A 17786-nucleotide genomic window follows, 5' to 3' on the forward strand; every position below is an offset into this window, starting at 1 on the left:
TTTACTATACTAAATGTCATATGTATTTCAGTCAAGTTTTTCACTTGTGGATGCTAAACACAACCTTTAAAATCCACTACTCCACCTTTCTTCTTAAGAATATTAATTATCATACTTGCCTAAAAACTCTCGAGTTTCTTTTCCAATCTCTTGTGATTTCGTATAGAAAATGTAATGTTTTCCTTCTATAGTAGAATAACTAAATTTAGTATACTCCTTAAATTCATTTAAATTTTTACTCATTATTTTTGTATATTTCTCATTATTTATATCTTTCATAGATCTAATTGTGATAAATTTTAGTATTGGTAAATCCTTTGGTATTTTAGTTTTATTAACTGTTTCACAATTCTTTAATATCATATTAACTTCATTTTCCATAGTTTTGTTAAATGGATTTTGTACTCCCATTTTAACTAAATCATTTTTATCCTTTTGTGAAAAACAAACTTCATCTTTATAAATATTATTATAGTATATCCTATCAATGCCTAAGAAATTTCCTACAGTAGCTGCGATATATTGCTTTTTACCAATAGATAAATCAACTTTATCCGCTTCTTCTAGACATGCCTTAACTAATGTTGTATCCATCATAATTATTGCTTCAACTTCTTTCGGATAAACCGCTGCATAATACTGAGCGTATATGCCTGATACAGAGTGAGGCATAAGTATATATGGTCCAGCTATATTTGCTTCCTTCAATGCCACCCTGGTTTCAGCAACAATATTTTCTACGCTACGCTCCTTTGAAGTTTCATCACTAAACCCATAACCAAAGGGTTCAACAACGACTACTTTAAAGTCCTTTTTTAATTCTTTAATTAAAGGTTTAAAATCAATTGAGGGTGCAATACTTCCTAAACCTGGCATTAAAACAATTGTTTTCTTTCCTTCTCCCTCAGAATATACGTGCATTTTTTTACCATCAACCTTAACTAATGTACCTAAATGATTAACATCGTCCTTTTCTAGATGTTTTCGAACTTGACCTACTATAGATATAATTGTTAACAATGCTAATATCACAATAATAATTTTTTTTAATATCTTTAGTGTCTTTTTAAGCATTATTATCACCTTCTTCATAGACCATCTTCACATAATTATTACTTATGAAAAAATAGAATAAAATCATTGTTATTGAATATAAGCATATCGCAATTATTAACTGAGTATTAAATGAAAAATTCATTATTTGTTCTAACATCTTCATTGCAATAATACTATGGAGTATCCCTACACTACCAGGTAAAATAAATGAAATTCCAACTTGTACATACACAGATCTCTTTACTTCCTCTTTGCCCATACCTATTTTTTTCAATATTTTGTACTGCTCTTTATCCATGAAGGCATCCTTTAATATTTTAAAATAAATTGTACTAAAGGTTGAAATTATAAATATTATAGACATTATTAACCCTAAAAAATGAAATATTTCTATTGCATAATAATCCCATGTATATTGATTAATATGTGGATATATCTTATCCTTTTTTATGACTTTACTTATATTTAATATTAATTGATCTGCCTCTTTCTCTTTACTTATTTGAACGCAATTTAAAGATGTTTCATTAAAGCCTTCCTTAACTTTTTCATATTCATCATCTTCTAAAACATATATATTCTTTGTTCCTAATTTCTCTATAATCCCAGTAAAAGGTACATCTACTTGTTTTTTAATTAAATATTCTCTATTTTTTATTTTTATTTCTTTTTTCAGAGCATTCAATGGAGATGCTAATGTTGTTGCACTTATTATAAAAACAGCCTCGCCTTCCTTAGGCTTAATATTATCTGTTACTTTATAATTCAGAAACTCTAAATTCTTTTTTAATGTTGAATAGCTTATTATTATTGCTTCATTATTATAATCTACTTTTCTATGATAGTTTATATAGTCAATCTTTCCGAGGAAAAATTTATTTTCATTAATTCCAATTAACTTATGATTAGATTCATTAATTATTCCTACTACTTTTTCTTTTAATTTTTCATCATTACTTTCATAACTAAAACTATATGGAGATTCTTTAATAATTTCTTTTTGAGCAACTTTCTCAAAGGATAAGCTTACTCCAAAGGCTGTTATAGCTGCTGCACATAATATTGCCGTCATAGCTAGATTGCGATAATTCCCTTTTAGTCTAAAATACACATTAGAAATACTTACTAACCTAACATTCTTATATACCATTTTTTTGTTTTTAATCATCTTACTCAAAACTATGGACATGAAACTTCCAAAGAAAAAGTATGTTCCTATTGAAACACATAATAGTGCTGTCATAGATGAAAACATCAAATCTAGATCCCATATCTTAATCATAACTCCAACTAAGTAGCCAGCTAAAATTAATAGTACCCCTAAACTCCCCTTAAAATACCTTAACTTTTGTAGGTTTTCTTTTTCCTTTGTAGCATTAATCATATCTATGAGTTTACTTTTTTTTACCACTCTATATTTCTTATAACCTAATATTCCAAAAATACATGAGAATACTAAAATCACTATAAAAATAGAGTTTAATGATATTTTGAAAGGTATCTCTACATTTAAAGACATTGATTTTGCGAGTAACATAAAAAATAATTTAGATAATATCACTCCAAATGCAAGTCCACTAACTATAGATGTAACTCCAAGTAATAAACTTTCTATTGCAAATACTTGTCCAATTTTTGATTGAGTAATTCCCATTAACATATACAAAGCGGTCTCTTTTTTCCTATTTAATAGGAAAAATTTATCTGCATTAAATATAAAATATATTACTGTACATACTAAGATAAATCCACATGAAAGACTTGCTACACTTGCTGCCTGAAACCTTTCACTAATTGCAGTAAATGCATCGTTGTATTCTATAGCTAAAAAGTTATATAAAGTTGCAACAGATACAATTGTAATAAGTAAATAAAGTTTATATACCTTTATATTATCCTTAAAAAGCTTCAATGATAGTTTAAATGAGTTCATCACTTTCTCCCCCCATCATAGCTATCATATTAAGAATCTTTTTAAACATCTCGTTTTTATCTCCATTGCTATCTAATTCACCACACATATTGCCATCCTTCAAAAACATTACTCTATCTGCATAACTTGCAGCCCTGGCATCATGGCTTACCATTATAATTGTAGTATTATAATTTTTATTTATATTTACAAAACATTCAAGAACTTCTATAGCTGATTTAGAATCTAAAGCACCAGTTGGTTCATCTGCAAAAATCACCTTTGGAGATGTAATTAATGCTCTACAGATTGCTGCTCTTTGCTTTTGGCCCCCTGATAATTGATAAGGATATTTATCTAGATGTTTTTCAATACCTAAGAGCTTTGTTAGTTTATTAATTTTTTCTAATATTATCTCTACCTTTTCATTGTTTAATGTTAATGGCAATGCAATATTATCTCTTATTGTCATATTATCTAACAAATTAAAATCTTGAAAAACAAAACCAATTACGTCTCTCCTAAACCTAGCTAATTCATTTTCTTTTAGATTGTTCACATCTTTACCATCAATTAAAACCTCTCCTGAAGTTGATTTGTCTATTGTTGACATGACATTTAAAAGGGTAGTTTTCCCTGAACCTGAAGGTCCCATTATACTAATAAATTCACCTTCATTAATTTCTAAATCTACTTCCTTTAATACTTTATGTTTATTAGTTAACCTTCCATATTCTTTAATTAATTTTGATACCGATACAATTTTTTTCATATTATCACCTCATATCTATAGTATAATTTATACCCGATTACTCCTCCACCTATCAAGGTTACAAATTAGATTTTAATGTGACATTGGTGTAACATTATAGTAATCGGCTAACTTGTAAAAGCTTAAAATAAATTCAGAGTACTCTCCCTCTCTACTTTCTACCTTCAAATCTATATTTAAATTATTACACATCTCTTTTGCATAATATAAACCAATGCCAGTTGATTTAGTTCTTGCCCTTCCATTTTTTCCAGTAAATCCTTTGTTAAATATTCTATTTATATCTTCCTTTGGAATGCCAATTCCATTATCTTTAATATGTAAATAATAGGCCTTGCTATCCTCTTTACTCAAAACATGTAATTGTCCATTTTCATTAGTGTACTTACTACTATTATTAATAATTTGAGAAAGGATATAGTGAATCCATTTTCTATCACTTATTATATTAAAACCTTCAACCTCTAATATTATTTCAATGTTTTTGTTTATGAAAAATATTGCATTCACTTTTATTGCCTTTCTAATTTCATCTCCTACTGCTACTTGCTCACTTTTCACATCTAAATTATAATTATTTGCTCTTGTAACATATAGAACTTGATTTACACTAAACTCCATTTGTTTCATTTCAGATATTATCTTTTGCGATTCATCCTCTTCCAAGTCTTCTAATAATAAATCAACAATAGCAATATTAATTTTAATATCATGAACCCATTTTGTAATATAATCTTCAAAATCATTTATATTGTTTTTTAAACTTTCTTCCTTCTTTAAATATTCTAAACTTTGTTTTTCTAAAATATTTGAAACCATATTTAAATGAAAATCATTTGTTTTATTAGCTAATCCCTCATTACATTTCAAAATATTACTGTATTTATTTTTTTCTTTTATAAATCCATAGGTAAAAGTTATAAATTCTATTAATAAAATAAGTACGTCCATATACACAATATCTTTAAACGCTTTATTTATAGTACTACTGGTATATACTATACAATTAGTTATTATAAAAATTATTATATTATTTGTTAACCATACTTTATTAATCTTCATATAATCAATTAACCTCATCTACTATTTTCCCCTTTTTATCCTTTATATAAATAATTGTATTTTTTTTGTCTCTTAAGAAAAAGCCAACCATTCAGGATTTTTATCCAAACAGTTGACTTAATATCATAATATTATATATCCAATGCCTTTTTGTGTTATTATTAAATCTTTTATTCCAACTTGCTCTAAGCGATTTCTTAATCTATTAATATTAACTGTTAAAGTATTCTCATTAACATATATATCATCATCCCAAAGCTTTTTCATTAGTTTGCTTCTAGAAACCCCTTTTCCCTTATTCTCCATAAGAGTTTGTAAAATGAGCATTTCATTTTTTGTAAGTTCTAAAGAATTTTTATTATATAAAAGGGTTGTATTATCTAAATTTAACAATAAATCATCACATTTTAATACTCTTGCTTCTTCATTTTTATACTCATATGTCCTTCTTATAATAGCTTGTATTTTTGCAATTAAAACATTTGAATCAAATGGTTTTTGTATATAATCATCTCCACCATTATTAATTGCCATTACTATATCCATATTACTATCCCTTGAAGATACAAATATAATTGGTATCTTAGATATTTTTCTTATATTTTTACACCAATAAAATCCGTCACAAATTGGAAGATTAATATCCATAATAACAACCTTAGGTTCACATTCTTTAAAGCACTCTATTATTTTTTCAAAATCTTCACATACAGTTACTTCAAATCCCCATTTGCTTAGAATATTACTTAACACTTCACACATGTTTTTATCATCTTCAATTATCAATAATTTATATGTATTAATCATTTCGACGCCCTAACCCATCCTAATTTATCAATTTATCTATTAGACAATTTTATTCTTAGATATTGATATTATATCATCTTTCCTCGCAAAAACATAAAGATAGTTCTCTTCTCTTACTCTTCTTAATCATACTTATTTAATATTAATTATTAAATAATCCAGCCCCTTCTATGATCTCCTGTTCAGTAAATAAACTTAAGACAGCTTCATTGTAATCACTTAAACTTTGTGACTTCTTTATTTTTTTAGCATATTTTTTATTATCTGAAAACATGTAAATCATATATCCCCATAGTTCTTTCATTCTAAATATTGCGTTTCTATCTTCATCAAATACTTCTATATATTTATTTAAAATTTCATCGTGAAATTCTTTTAATACTTTTTTATCTATATTAGCATTATTTTTAATTTCATTCATTAACCTTGGATTGGCTATTATTCCCCTTCCTAGCATTACCGTTTTTACTTCTGGAAAAGTTTTCATTAATTTATTATGATCATCACTAGTGAAAATATCCCCATTGTAACATACTGGATTTATGCTTAAAAATAAAGCATCTTTAAATACCTGCAAATTAGGTTTATTCCCATAAAAATCTTTCTGTATTCTCGGATGTATAATTAATTCTTCTAAAGGATATTTATTGTAAATTTTTATTAGCTCATAAAATTCTTCTGGACTATCTTTTCCTATTCTAGTTTTTATAGAAATTTTCATATCATCTATTTTAAATATTTCATCTAAAAACATATCAAGTTCTTCTCTTTTGGCTAGAAATCCTGAGCCTTTATTTTTTGAAACAACCGTTCCAGCAGGACATCCTAAATTTAAATTAACCTCGTTATAACCTAATTGTTGTAATTTTCTAGAAGTAATTTTAAAACCTTCTGAATCGTTAGTAAGTATTTGTGGAACTACATTCATTCCTTTATTATTTTCAGGCAAAACGTCTCTTAATTCTTTAGACTTAAGACTTCTACTTTTATTTGTAACAATAAAAGGTGTAAAGTATTTATCAATATTATTAAAAAATTTTTTATAAGAATTTCTATATACGTATCCCGTAATTCCTTCCATTGGTGCTAAATAATACTTCATTTAATAACTCCTTTATAACTATTCTAAAAACATTATATCAGCATTTTATAATATTTTTAGAAAAAGTACTGCCATAACTATTATTGCTGGAAGCGATTGTTTGAAAAATACGCTCTTTGTTACAGTAATTGATCCATATATACCCGCTATTATTACACAAGACAAAAAGAATATAGCAACATTATTTGACCACATATAGTTTTTAATAAATAAAGACCATATTAAGCCTGCAGATAAAAATCCATTGTACAACCCTTGATTTGCTGCCATGACTTTAGTTTTAGGAAATAAGTCCTCTGGTAAAACTTTAAATACTTTTTTACCCAATGTAGTCCATGCAAACATCTCAATCCACATTATGCATAAATGTTCAAAAGCTATTAATCCTATTAAAATTTTTGATACAACCATAACTACATTTCCTCCTTTATAAAGCTAATTTTATGTTATCAGACTTACAATTGCATAAGCCACTAAAAGCGCATTTTGTCTATCAATAATTCAGCTCCTATGGCGATGTGCAAACTATAACTTATATTCATCTTCTCTTGCTTTCTCAAGTGCCTCTAAAAATATTTCAGGTTGTTGAGCACCAGATACCGTATATTTATTATTAATTACAAAGTAAGGAACACCACTGATTCCAAGCCCTGAAGCTGTTTCTTCATCTTTTCGTACTTCGTTACTATACTGAGCTGATTCCAAAATACTTAATACTTTTTCGCTATTAAGACCGACCTCGTAAGCAAGACTAGCTAATACTTTATTATCAGATATATTTAAAGAATCTACAAAATATGCCTTTAAAATTCTTTCTGATAACTCATTCATCTTACCTTGTGTTTTTGCATAATGTGCTACCCTGTGAGCATCAAAAGTATTCGTTGGAATTAAATCATGAAAATTATAGTTAAGACCTATAGCCTTAGCCTCCGCAGCTATTTGGTTATTTGATGCTTTAGCTTGTTCTACTGGTATGCCATATTTTTTTGCTATAATCTCATGAATATTTCCATCAAATTTCTTTTTAGATGACGGATCAAGCTCAAAACTTTTAAAAACTAATTCAACTTCGTCCTTATATTCAAATTTTTCTAAAGCAATTTCTAATCTCCTTTTACCTATATAACAAAATGGACACACAAAATCGGACCACACTTCTATTTTCATTACTATTCCTCCCTTTTCCATATTTAATTATTCTACTAATTCTGTATTTTTTTTATATTTTTTAAAACTTTATCAAAGTTTTCTTCAAAAATTTGTCTTTCATTCCTATCAAAACCCTTTAACATTAAATCTAAGATTTCAACTTCTATACTCTCAATCTTCTGCTTTATATATAGCGCCTCTGGTTTTAAACTTATATATACACTTCTCTTATCTTCAGTACAAATACATTTTTTTATTAGTCCCTGATTTTCGTACTTATTTATAATATCAGACAAAGAAGATTTGGATATCTTCCATATGTTTGATATTTCGCTAAAAACCAAAGCACTTCCATCTTCAGGAAGTATATAGAATAAGGGAATATGATTTTTTAATATTGGTAATCCTTCTTCTTTTATTTTTTTTTCAATAAACTTATTAGAAATAGAATTAATTTCGTTTATCATACCTAATATACAGCTTTTTTTCATTCATTCACCTCGTTCGTTCGGGTACGAATTAATATTAACTCTTAAAACTTTCTTTGTCAATAATATCAATGTACAAGAAAAGCCCTTGAGCTCAAGGACTTTTCTTTGTATTACAAAAGAAGTTAATGTATTGTTAGAATTTAATGAGCAAAATTGAGTCTTTTATTTATACAACGTCATTATCTAAGTTTGCCCCAGAAAACTGACTATTATAAAGATCTGCATAGAATCCATTTTTAGCAATAAGCTCATTATGGTTACCCATTTCGATAATGCTTCCTTTATCCATAACTAAAATTAACTCTGCATCTTTAATTGTAGATAATCTATGTGCAATTACAAAACTTGTTCTATTTTCCATAAGTTCTGTCATAGCCCTTTGTATATAAAATTCTGTTCTTGAATCGACACTGCTTGTGGCTTCGTCAAGTATCATAATAGTTGGATTTGCAAGTATTGCCCTAGCTATAGTGAGAAGTTGTTTTTGACCCTGTGATATATTTGAAGCTTCTTCATTTAACATTGTATTATATCCATCAGGAAGAGTCTTAATAAAGTGATGTGCATGAGCTGCTCTTGCTGCCTGCATAGCTTCCTCATCTGTCGCACCAACTCTGCCATAAGCGATATTTTCCATTATAGTACCATTAAAGAGCCAAGTCTCTTGAAGTACCATGCCAAACATATTACGTAGATTTCCACGTTTTATATCTCTTATATCAACTCCATCTATTGAAATTTTACCAGCATCAATTTCATAAAACCTCATAAGCAAGTTAACAAGCGTAGTCTTACCAGCACCTGTTGGTCCAACAATTGCAATTGTATGTCCCCTCTTTACATCAATATTCATATCTTTTATAAGTGATTTTTCTAAGTTGTAACTAAAATCAACATGTTCGAACTTAACTTCTCCCTTCGGAATCTTAATTACTTTAGTCGCAGAAGTTTCTACAAGTTCCTCAACCTCATCTAATAATTCAAAAATACGCTCAGCTGAAGCTACTGTTGATTGGATAATATTAGCAATATTTGCAGTTTGAACTATTGGTTGTGTAAACTGATTAGAGTATTGGATAAAGGCTTGAATATTACCAATAGTAACTTTACCCTGTGTTGCTAAAAGTCCACCAACAACACAAACTACTACATAACCTATATTACCAACGAATTTCATAATAGGCATTATTATCCCAGATATGAACTGAGCTTTATAGCCTGCGTCATATAACCTATCATTTATGTTTTCAAATTCTTCAATTGAATCTTTCTCATGTCCAAAAGATTTAACAATTTTGTGACCAGTGTACATCTCTTCAACATGACCATTAAGTTCTCCAATTTCTTTTTGCTGGGCTGCAAAATATTTCTGAGACCTTTTTGCGACTAATGCTGTCACACCAATATATAATGGCAATGTTAAAATTACAACAAGTGTCATTATCGGGCTTATTGTGAGCATCATAACGATAATACCAATTATCGTAACAATAGACGTAATAAGTTGTGTAAGACTTTGTTGAAGCGTTGTTGATATATTATCAACATCGTTTGTTACACGACTTAATATCTCGCCGTGAGTTCTTGCATCAAAGAATTTAAGAGGTAACCTTGATAGCTTATCTTCAACCTCAAGACGCATATTGTAAACAGTTTTCTGCGCAACTCCGGACATAATATATTGTTGAAGGAAGCCGAAAACTGTACTTATTAAATACAATACAATTAATATAAGAATAATATTTTTTATATATGTGAAATCTATATTAACGCCATTTACGTTTGTTATACCCTCAACCAATTTGTCTATCGCTTTTGCTGAAATCTTAGGTCCTACTATTGTAAAAATAGTACTGATGATAGCAAATATAAATACTAGAATAAAATTAGTTCTTTGTGGCTTTAAATAACCTAAAAGTCTTTTAAGCGTCCCTTTGAAATCTTTGGCTTTAGCTTTAGGACTCGCAAGCGATCCCATTGGACCGTCTGAGTCTCCTATTCCACCTGCTGATTTATTTTCTTTATTGTTTGCACTCATGATAATTCCTCCTCTGAAAGCTGTGACGATACAATCTCATGATATATCTTACAACTAGTTAAAAGTTCCTCGTGAGTTCCTATGCCGCAAATTTCACCCTCGTCTATTACTATAATTCTATCTGCATCCATAACCGTTGCAACTCTTTGAGCAATTATTATTACTGTAGATTTTGCCGTTTCTTCTTTAAGTGCCCCGCGAAGTTTTGCATCAGTTTTAAAATCAAGCGCTGAAAAACTATCATCGAAAATATATATTTCTGGTTTTCTAACTAAAGCACGAGCTATTGATAGACGCTGTTTTTGACCACCGGATACATTTGTACCTCCTTGAGCAATCGGATGTTCATATCCTTCTTCCATTTCACAAATGAAATCCGAAGCTTGTGCAACTTTTGCTGCATGCTCTATTTCTTCAATAGAAGCCTCATTATTACCATATTTAATATTTTCAGCAATTGTACCAGAAAATAGTACAGTATTTTGAGGCACAAATCCTATTTTGGCCCTTAGGCTTTCTTGACTCATTTCACGTACATCTACTCCATTGATAAGTATTACACCACTAGTTACATCATAAAAACGTGGTATTAGATTTATAAGAGTTGATTTACCAGAACCTGTACCGCCAATAATTGCAGTCGTTTCGCCAGGACTCGCATTAAATGTTATGTGGTTAATAGCTGGCTTTTCTGCGCCAGGATAACTAAATGTTACATCCTTAAACTCAACATATCCACTTTTTGTATCAGCTAGTTTTGTATTCAATGGATCCTTGATTTCAGATTCCATTTCTAGCACTTCGTTTATTCTTACCGCAGAGGCTTGAGCCCTTGGTAACATAATGAACACCATAGCAAGCATCAAGAACCCCATTAAAATTTGCATTCCATATTGTATAAATGCTATTAATGAACCAACTTCCATACTTCCAACATTTATTCTTTTAGCACCAAACCAAATTATAGCAAGCGTTGTAATGTTCATTACTAACATTATTATAGGTATTAAAAACGCCATAATTTTATTAACTTTTACAGCATTGTCCATAAAATCAGTATTAGCTAGATCAAATCTAGCCTTTTCAGTATCTATACGATTAAATGCACGTACAACCCTAATACCAGTAAGTCCTTCACGTAATACAAGATTTAATTTATCTATTTTCACTTGCATAACTTTAAATAATGGAATAGCAAATTTAAGAGTTATTGCAATAATTATTCCAAGTAGTGGAATTACAACTGCAAAAATTAAGCTTAGTGATATGTCCTCTCTTAAAGCCATAATAATGCCACCTATAGCTGTTAAAGGAGCAGGAAGCAGAATAGAAAAAATCATTATTGATGCTGTTTGAACCTGAGTAACATCATTTGTAGTTCTTGTTATAAGGGTAGCAGTACCGACCTTATCAAACTCATGTAGCGAAAATCCTTCAACCTTAGCAAACAATTTACTACGAATAATTCTACCTAGCCCTACAGCAGTCTTTGATGATAAAAATGTAACTATCATTGAGCATATAACAGCCCCTGCTGAAAATATCAACATAAGTCCACCTATTCTAAGAATATAATCTATCCCTTTATACATACCACTAAATCCTAAAAACGAAACAGTATGCATTACATCCTTATGCGATATACCTTTGTCAACTAAATCAGCCATTAGCGTAGGTAAATATAGATTTGCAAGTACTTGAACAAAAGTTAATATAGCTATTACTATTATCTGCGTCGTATACGGTTTTAAAAACCTAAATAATTTAATCATAAGTATCATCCCCATTCATTTTGATCTTTTTTTACTCGAAAGTTCCCCGAGCCTGATAAATATAGCCACATTATGGATATTGCCCCAAAATGTGACCAAAGTTTATATGTATCTCAACTTTGACAATAATATCTTCACTTTAATTTAAGTATTTCATCAACAGCTTTTTTATATCCGCCTGCTTCTCTAAGCGATCTTCCAAGCTTTTCACTGTTTATTCTAAATGTATTGTCTGAAAGAATTTTAACCACTGATTGATTCAATATCTCAGAGGTAATTTTATCTTTTTCAATAACAATACCTGCACCAAGCTCCGCTACCCTATTTGCTACGGCAGGCTGATCAACTGATTGAGGAATAAGAACCAATGGAACATCATAATACAGAGCTTCATTAGTACTGTTCATACCACCATGGGTAATAAATACATCTGTATGTTTTAAAACTTCAAGTTGAGATACATAATTGCGAACAATAAAATTAGATGGGATATCACTAAATGTATTAATATCTGTGTCTTTACCTACAGACAAAATAACCGTTGCATCCATATTACCGAAAGCTTTAAAACAATTTTCATAAAACTCAATAGAAGCATTAAATAGAGTACCTAAAGATATATAAATAACCTTCTTATTATCATTAGTTTCTAAAGAAAAATCCAATTCATCCTTTCTATCTGATATTGATGGGCCAATAAATTTATAACTTTCATCAAAACTTTCACCACAAAGTTGAAAATACTTAGAAGTATATACAACATTAATCGTGCCTGTTCCAGTAACTGCAGTAGTTATACTAGGAATCTTTATATCATATTTTTCTTTTAAATTTTTAGCTAAGTTTATGTACACGGGACTATTTACAAGTTGCTGTATTATAGGTCCATATTGCTTAAATACCTCTGAAAAAATATTTGCTTTTTCGTTAGTTGCAAAAGTAGTAATAGAACAAATTGTAGGTATTTTTAATATTCTTCCCACTTCACTTCCTATAATAAAAGCTGAATCGTAAAAAATATAATCAAATTTTTCTTTTGAATTAAATACATAGTCAGTTATTTCTTCAATCATTTCTTTTAACTCTTCCATCGGAGACTTACTATTTTTCGAATCTGAATTTGAATGTCCATTAATAGAACTTGATAAACTCGTATGGCTTTTAAATTTAGCTCCTGTCTTTTCTATTTTATCTCTAAACTCTTCACCAGCAGTATAAGTAACCTGTTCTCCTCTACTCATTAATTCCTTAACTAGACCTATTGTAGGGTTAAAGTGTCCATTACCGAACAAATTTATAAATAATATTTTAGCCATTTTATTTTAACCATCCTTTTTATTTTATTAGTATATTAATGTATAGTTCTTATTTTTCATTGTCACAAGTTGCTTCTTCATATATCCCCTTAAAGTTATCATTATTTTTTAAGGTTTGAAGATACTTCATAAATGGAATCTTTAATTCAGTTCTCTTTAAAGCAAATTCCACTGTTGCTTCAAGAAATCCCAATTTATCACCTACATCATATCTACGTCCTTCAAATACGTATGCATACATATCTTGCCTTGAAATCAATGTTTTTAGAGCATCAGTTAACTGGATTTCTCCGCCCTTGCCAGGTAATGTATTATCTAATATATCAAAAATTTCTGGAGTTATTATGTATCTACCAAGTATAGCTAAATTAGAGGGTGCTACATTAACATCAGGTTTTTCAACAAGATTATTTACTTTGTATACTCGATTACTGACTTGAACTCCATCAACTATGCCATATTTATCAACATTTTCTTTAGCTACTTCTTGAACTCCAACTATTGTTACATTCTTTTCCTCAAAACAATTCATTAACTGCTTTAAGCATGGAGTTTTAGCATCAACTATATCATCACCAAGCATTACAGCAAAGGGTTCATTACCTACAAAAGCTCTTGCTTTATTTATAGCATGTCCAAGTCCTTTTGGTTCCTTTTGTCTTATAAATTGTATATTCACCATGTTTGATATGTCTCTAACCTGTTTAAGAAGCTCATCCTTATGTTTATATTCTAATTCTAGCTCAAGTTCTACTGATTTATCAAAGTGATCTTCAATAGATTTTTTATTTCTTCCTGTAATAATTAATATTTCTTCTATGCCAGAAGCAACCGCTTCCTCTATAATATATTGCATTGTAGGCTTATCGACTATAGGTAACATTTCTTTAGGGATTGCCTTTGTCGCAGGTAGAAACCTTGTTCCAAGTCCTGCTGCCGGTATAATAACTTTTTTAATTTTCATATAATATATCTCCTTTTTCTGTAAATTGTTTTTAATATTTAATTGTTTACTTGATGTTTTTATTATATTATGCCGATATTAAAATGTTTTTAAAGAAATATTAAAAAAATGTTAAATTGAAATATTTTTAGAAAAATGTTAAATTGAATATAGGAGTTTTTTTCCATTAAAAAAGAGCTGTCTTTTCTAATGATTTTTTAAATCATTAGAAAAGACAGCTCCTTATCATTTTTATGATGTAGTTTTATGATGTAATCTTATTACAAAAGTTCATTGCCTTTATATATGTAAACTTATAGTAAAAGTAGTTCCCTCATTTGGTCTGCTATCTACTTTAATCTCTCCATCAACAATATCCAAGACTTTCTTCACCATAGCGAGTCCCAGCCCATTTCCTTCTTTAAAATGAGATACATCTCCCTGATAAAACTTGTCAAAAATATGTCTTATTATCTCCTCATGCATGCCGCATCCACTATCCCCAATTGTTACAACGGCTGTGTCTTCTTCTTTTCTCAATTTCAGATTTATAATACCACCCTCATCAGTAAATTTAATTGCATTTCCTATCAAATTATTCCAGACAATTTCTAATAGGCTTTCATCACTAGCTATAGTCACCTCATCAAGTTCCACTTCCAGTGTAATATTTTTTTCTTCCCATTTTTCCTCATAGTCAAGCGCACAACAACGTAATTGTTCGTCCAGACTATATTCCACAGCTACCGGAAATATAACCTGATTCTCCAATTTATTAAGTCTTAGGATACCCGTTACAAGGGATGACAATTTTTGTGTTGCATTTACGATGGTCTTCGTATACTCTCGCCTCTCTTCTAATGAAAGATCCTCATCTTGTAATGCCATAGAATAGCTTTGAATCACAGAAAGTGGCGACTTAATCTCATGTGATACATTAGAGATAAAGTCATTTTTCATCATTTCAATACTTGACAGTTCCACTGCCATCTTATTAAAAACATCAATCAAAACCTCTATATCATCTTTTTTACCAGCTGTACGAAATGGCGCAATTCTTACCGAGAAATCGCCATCAGCAATTTTATTCGCAGCTTTGCAAACTTTTTTAATCGGTTTACCTATAATATGCTCTCTTATTACTCCTAGTGCGATGCAAATGACTAAACATAAAAAGATTAAATTTCCCAGCAATAAACCGTTAATAAAAATAAAGGACGAATCATGTTCCCTTTTTAAACTGTAATTAACAGCGTTGTAAGTATTGATTACTATAAAAAGCATAATAAATATTAACGAATATTCTTTTAGTGAAAAAAGGCTTGCATTAATTCGCTTATCTTTTGTTTTTCTATCCTTTTTCATTTTAGCACCGCTTTATATCCCAGCCCATGTACCGTTACTATTTCAAAGTCTTTGCAATCGGAGAATTTATTTCTTATTTTTGTAATATATACATCCACAGTTCGACAACCGCTTTCACTGGATAATCCCCAAAATTCATCCATCAACTGACTTCTAGTAAATGTACGTTTCGGATAGGAAAGCAATTTATACAATATATTAAATTCTTTAACTGTTATCGGAATTTCTTCTTCATCCAAGGTTGCTGTCATCTCATCAATGTTCATCTCCAATCTTCCAATCGTAATCTTCCTTTTATTAGCAATGTTCGCACGCCTCAGCAGAGCTCCAACATGGAGTATTAATTCATCCATATCTATCGGTTTCACCATATAATCATCAATGCCAATACGGAACCCCTTCTGCTTTGATGAGATATCATCACGGGAAGTAATAAATAGAATTGGCATTGTCTTATCCTGTTCCCTCATAACCTTTGCAAATTCAAAACCATCCATCTCTGGCATCATAATATCTGAAATAATCAAATCACACATGGTGGAAGCCATTTTATCAAATCCTTCTATCGGATTCTTGCATCCATAAGCGTTGTACCCATTACGGTTAAGATAAGCGCATATAATATAATTCAATTTTGTATCATCTTCAACAACAAGAATATTAAACATCGCCTGCGTTCCTCCATTCATCTTATAAGACTTCATTAATAATTATATTATACAATATTAATGTTAAAAAGTTGTTAATTTTTTAACTGCAACTCTCATGTTATCATAAAATATTTTTTATATATTTTATAAATTACTATGGAAATTAATTAATTAATTAATTGTCAATTATGGTTCATGGTGTTTTTGCTCTATGGCGAAACTGGTTTCTATCCGGATGCCAGATGGATAAAGATAAAATGGTCCGTTTTTCTACTCAACTTGTTCGCCAAGGTTTAGATAGTATTAACTAACACAACTAATTACTAAAGGGATTATATTGTTATTAAAATATTTATAAATATCTACTTAAGTATATTATAATAAAGTATTGACATGTGACGTCAAAGTATTATAATTCAATTTAAAGAGTGTTCAGGAGGGTTAATAATGGAATTGTTTTTTGAGGAGCTACAAACTCCATCTTTGAGAGAATTGTTTGTAAAACAGATGGAAGGCATGATTCTATCCGGCAAGATGGCTATAGGGACGAAACTGCCTACTGAGCGGGAGCTTTCAGAAAAGATGAAGGTCAGCCGCGCAATTGTAAACGGCGGGATAACGGATATGGAGGCAAAGGGTTTTCTAGAAGTAATTCCGCGTACAGGAACATATGTTTCTAATTATAAAAATAAGGGCAAGGTGGAGGTGCTAAATTCCATCATGCAATACAACGGCGATGATTTTGACATAGAGATGCTGCAATCTTTTATGCAGTTTCGAAAGGATATGGAAAATACCAATACGATGAAGGCGGCGTTGAACCGAAGTGAAGAGGATTTGGAGGTCATCGAGTCGCACCTGATTAAGATGGAAAATACAGATGATATTGCGGAACTTGCGGAACTTGCTTTCAAGTTTCATCACAGCGTCAGTATTGCCTCCGGTAATATCATCTATCCCCTGATGTATAATTCGTTTTATCCCATTGTCTATGCACTGAATAAAAAATACTTCATATTGACGGGAAAAGACGGAAAACAGCAATGCTTAGCCATCATGCGGAAGATTTTTGAATCTATTCGCAATAAAAATGCACTTGAGGCAAGAGAAGCAATTATGGACGAAATCGACACTTCTGGAAAGGCACTTGGCTTTCGACTAACAGAATGAATGACTTTTATGATTAATTTGTGTTTGACAAATATGCGTTGCTGTGGAAATTACTGCAGTAGCGCTTTTTTTATTGCGAAAAAACATGATGCTTAGATGTAACCAAACCATATCAAAAAAATATAATTATATCTGGTATACCATATAAATGTATGATAAAATTATAATGTGATATGGT

16 protein-coding genes are annotated in these 17786 nt (G+C 29.9%); 1 reads left to right on the forward strand and 15 read right to left on the reverse strand.

Going from position 1 to position 17786, the window contains the following annotated elements:
* Positions 1-102: 102 nt before the first annotated feature.
* The 15 genes from KPL54_RS05895 to KPL54_RS05965 form a co-directional block, all read right to left on the reverse strand.
* Complete coding sequence (locus KPL54_RS05895) at positions 103-1074, reverse strand: alpha/beta fold hydrolase (RefSeq protein ID WP_216105705.1); 972 nt, start codon at positions 1072-1074, stop codon at positions 103-105.
* Positions 1067-2989 carry an FtsX-like permease family protein gene (locus KPL54_RS05900; RefSeq protein ID WP_216105706.1) on the reverse strand — a complete coding sequence of 641 codons (1923 nt, stop codon included), beginning with the start codon at positions 2987-2989 and terminating at the stop codon, positions 1067-1069. Before KPL54_RS05900 ends, KPL54_RS05895 begins: the two co-directional genes overlap by 8 nt.
* Positions 2976-3740 (reverse strand): ABC transporter ATP-binding protein, encoded by a 765-nt coding sequence (locus KPL54_RS05905; protein WP_216105707.1) that lies wholly within the window; start codon positions 3738-3740, stop codon positions 2976-2978. Before KPL54_RS05905 ends, KPL54_RS05900 begins: the two co-directional genes overlap by 14 nt.
* A gap of 72 nt (positions 3741-3812) precedes the next feature.
* Positions 3813-4820, reverse strand: coding sequence for an ATP-binding protein (locus tag KPL54_RS05910; RefSeq protein WP_216105708.1), 1008 nt, complete (start codon positions 4818-4820; stop codon positions 3813-3815).
* A gap of 105 nt (positions 4821-4925) precedes the next feature.
* A complete protein-coding gene (locus KPL54_RS05915) occupies positions 4926-5609 on the reverse strand; it encodes a response regulator transcription factor (RefSeq protein ID WP_216105709.1) in 684 nt (227 codons plus the stop codon).
* Positions 5610-5751: 142 nt separating this feature from the next.
* The gene (locus KPL54_RS05920) at positions 5752-6711 is read right to left on the reverse strand and encodes a tRNA dihydrouridine synthase (RefSeq protein ID WP_216105710.1); all 960 of its coding nucleotides are present in this window, start codon (positions 6709-6711) and stop codon (positions 5752-5754) included.
* Between the two features lie 45 nt (positions 6712-6756).
* Positions 6757-7122: a DUF1304 domain-containing protein gene (locus KPL54_RS05925; protein ID WP_216105711.1), complete on the reverse strand. Its 366-nt coding sequence runs from the start codon at positions 7120-7122 to the stop codon at positions 6757-6759.
* A gap of 114 nt (positions 7123-7236) precedes the next feature.
* Complete coding sequence (locus KPL54_RS05930) at positions 7237-7881, reverse strand: DsbA family oxidoreductase (protein ID WP_216105712.1); 645 nt, start codon at positions 7879-7881, stop codon at positions 7237-7239.
* 35 nt (positions 7882-7916) lie between these two features.
* Positions 7917-8354 (reverse strand): MarR family transcriptional regulator, encoded by a 438-nt coding sequence (locus tag KPL54_RS05935; RefSeq protein ID WP_216105713.1) that lies wholly within the window; start codon positions 8352-8354, stop codon positions 7917-7919.
* A gap of 166 nt (positions 8355-8520) precedes the next feature.
* On the reverse strand, positions 8521-10392 hold the full coding sequence (locus KPL54_RS05940) for an ABC transporter ATP-binding protein (RefSeq protein WP_216105714.1): 1872 nt from the start codon (positions 10390-10392) through the stop codon (positions 8521-8523).
* Positions 10389-12164 carry an ABC transporter ATP-binding protein gene (locus KPL54_RS05945; protein WP_216105715.1) on the reverse strand — a complete coding sequence of 592 codons (1776 nt, stop codon included), beginning with the start codon at positions 12162-12164 and terminating at the stop codon, positions 10389-10391. Before KPL54_RS05945 ends, KPL54_RS05940 begins: the two co-directional genes overlap by 4 nt.
* A 134-nt stretch (positions 12165-12298) precedes the next feature.
* A complete protein-coding gene (locus KPL54_RS05950; RefSeq protein ID WP_216105716.1) occupies positions 12299-13480 on the reverse strand; it encodes a macrolide family glycosyltransferase in 1182 nt (393 codons plus the stop codon).
* Positions 13481-13529: 49 nt separating this feature from the next.
* Complete coding sequence (galU, locus tag KPL54_RS05955) at positions 13530-14444, reverse strand: UTP--glucose-1-phosphate uridylyltransferase GalU (RefSeq protein WP_216105717.1); 915 nt, start codon at positions 14442-14444, stop codon at positions 13530-13532.
* Between the two features lie 279 nt (positions 14445-14723).
* Positions 14724-15788, reverse strand: a complete 1065-nt coding sequence (locus KPL54_RS05960) for a HAMP domain-containing sensor histidine kinase (RefSeq protein WP_216105718.1) — start codon at positions 15786-15788, stop codon at positions 14724-14726.
* Positions 15785-16456 carry a response regulator transcription factor gene (locus tag KPL54_RS05965; RefSeq protein WP_216105719.1) on the reverse strand — a complete coding sequence of 224 codons (672 nt, stop codon included), beginning with the start codon at positions 16454-16456 and terminating at the stop codon, positions 15785-15787. The genes KPL54_RS05960 and KPL54_RS05965 overlap by 4 nt, the downstream gene beginning before the upstream one ends.
* Positions 16457-16885: 429 nt before the next feature.
* Between KPL54_RS05965 and KPL54_RS05970 the strand changes: the two genes are divergently transcribed.
* Positions 16886-17608, forward strand: coding sequence for a FadR/GntR family transcriptional regulator (locus KPL54_RS05970; protein WP_216105720.1), 723 nt, complete (start codon positions 16886-16888; stop codon positions 17606-17608).
* The last annotated feature ends 178 nt before the right edge of the window (positions 17609-17786 follow it).

Origin of the sequence: Clostridium estertheticum, from assembly GCF_018861295.1 — a bacterium.
GTDB lineage: Bacteria > Bacillota > Clostridia > Clostridiales > Clostridiaceae > Clostridium_AD > Clostridium_AD estertheticum_D.

Coding starts and splice junctions, on each gene's coding strand:
- KPL54_RS05895 (WP_216105705.1), bottom strand. CDS start 1,074: ATGCTTAAAAAGACACTAAAGATATTAAAAAAAATTATTATTGTGATA.
- KPL54_RS05900 (WP_216105706.1), bottom strand. CDS start 2,989: ATGAACTCATTTAAACTATCATTGAAGCTTTTTAAGGATAATATAAAG.
- KPL54_RS05905 (WP_216105707.1), bottom strand. CDS start 3,740: ATGAAAAAAATTGTATCGGTATCAAAATTAATTAAAGAATATGGAAGG.
- KPL54_RS05910 (WP_216105708.1), bottom strand. CDS start 4,820: ATGAGGTTAATTGATTATATGAAGATTAATAAAGTATGGTTAACAAAT.
- KPL54_RS05915 (WP_216105709.1), bottom strand. CDS start 5,609: ATGATTAATACATATAAATTATTGATAATTGAAGATGATAAAAACATG.
- KPL54_RS05920 (WP_216105710.1), bottom strand. CDS start 6,711: ATGAAGTATTATTTAGCACCAATGGAAGGAATTACGGGATACGTATAT.
- KPL54_RS05925 (WP_216105711.1), bottom strand. CDS start 7,122: ATGGTTGTATCAAAAATTTTAATAGGATTAATAGCTTTTGAACATTTA.
- KPL54_RS05930 (WP_216105712.1), bottom strand. CDS start 7,881: ATGAAAATAGAAGTGTGGTCCGATTTTGTGTGTCCATTTTGTTATATA.
- KPL54_RS05935 (WP_216105713.1), bottom strand. CDS start 8,354: ATGAAAAAAAGCTGTATATTAGGTATGATAAACGAAATTAATTCTATT.
- KPL54_RS05940 (WP_216105714.1), bottom strand. CDS start 10,392: ATGAGTGCAAACAATAAAGAAAATAAATCAGCAGGTGGAATAGGAGAC.
- KPL54_RS05945 (WP_216105715.1), bottom strand. CDS start 12,164: ATGATTAAATTATTTAGGTTTTTAAAACCGTATACGACGCAGATAATA.
- KPL54_RS05950 (WP_216105716.1), bottom strand. CDS start 13,480: ATGGCTAAAATATTATTTATAAATTTGTTCGGTAATGGACACTTTAAC.
- galU (WP_216105717.1), bottom strand. CDS start 14,444: ATGAAAATTAAAAAAGTTATTATACCGGCAGCAGGACTTGGAACAAGG.
- KPL54_RS05960 (WP_216105718.1), bottom strand. CDS start 15,788: ATGAAAAAGGATAGAAAAACAAAAGATAAGCGAATTAATGCAAGCCTT.
- KPL54_RS05965 (WP_216105719.1), bottom strand. CDS start 16,456: ATGTTTAATATTCTTGTTGTTGAAGATGATACAAAATTGAATTATATT.
- KPL54_RS05970 (WP_216105720.1), top strand. CDS start 16,886: ATGGAATTGTTTTTTGAGGAGCTACAAACTCCATCTTTGAGAGAATTG.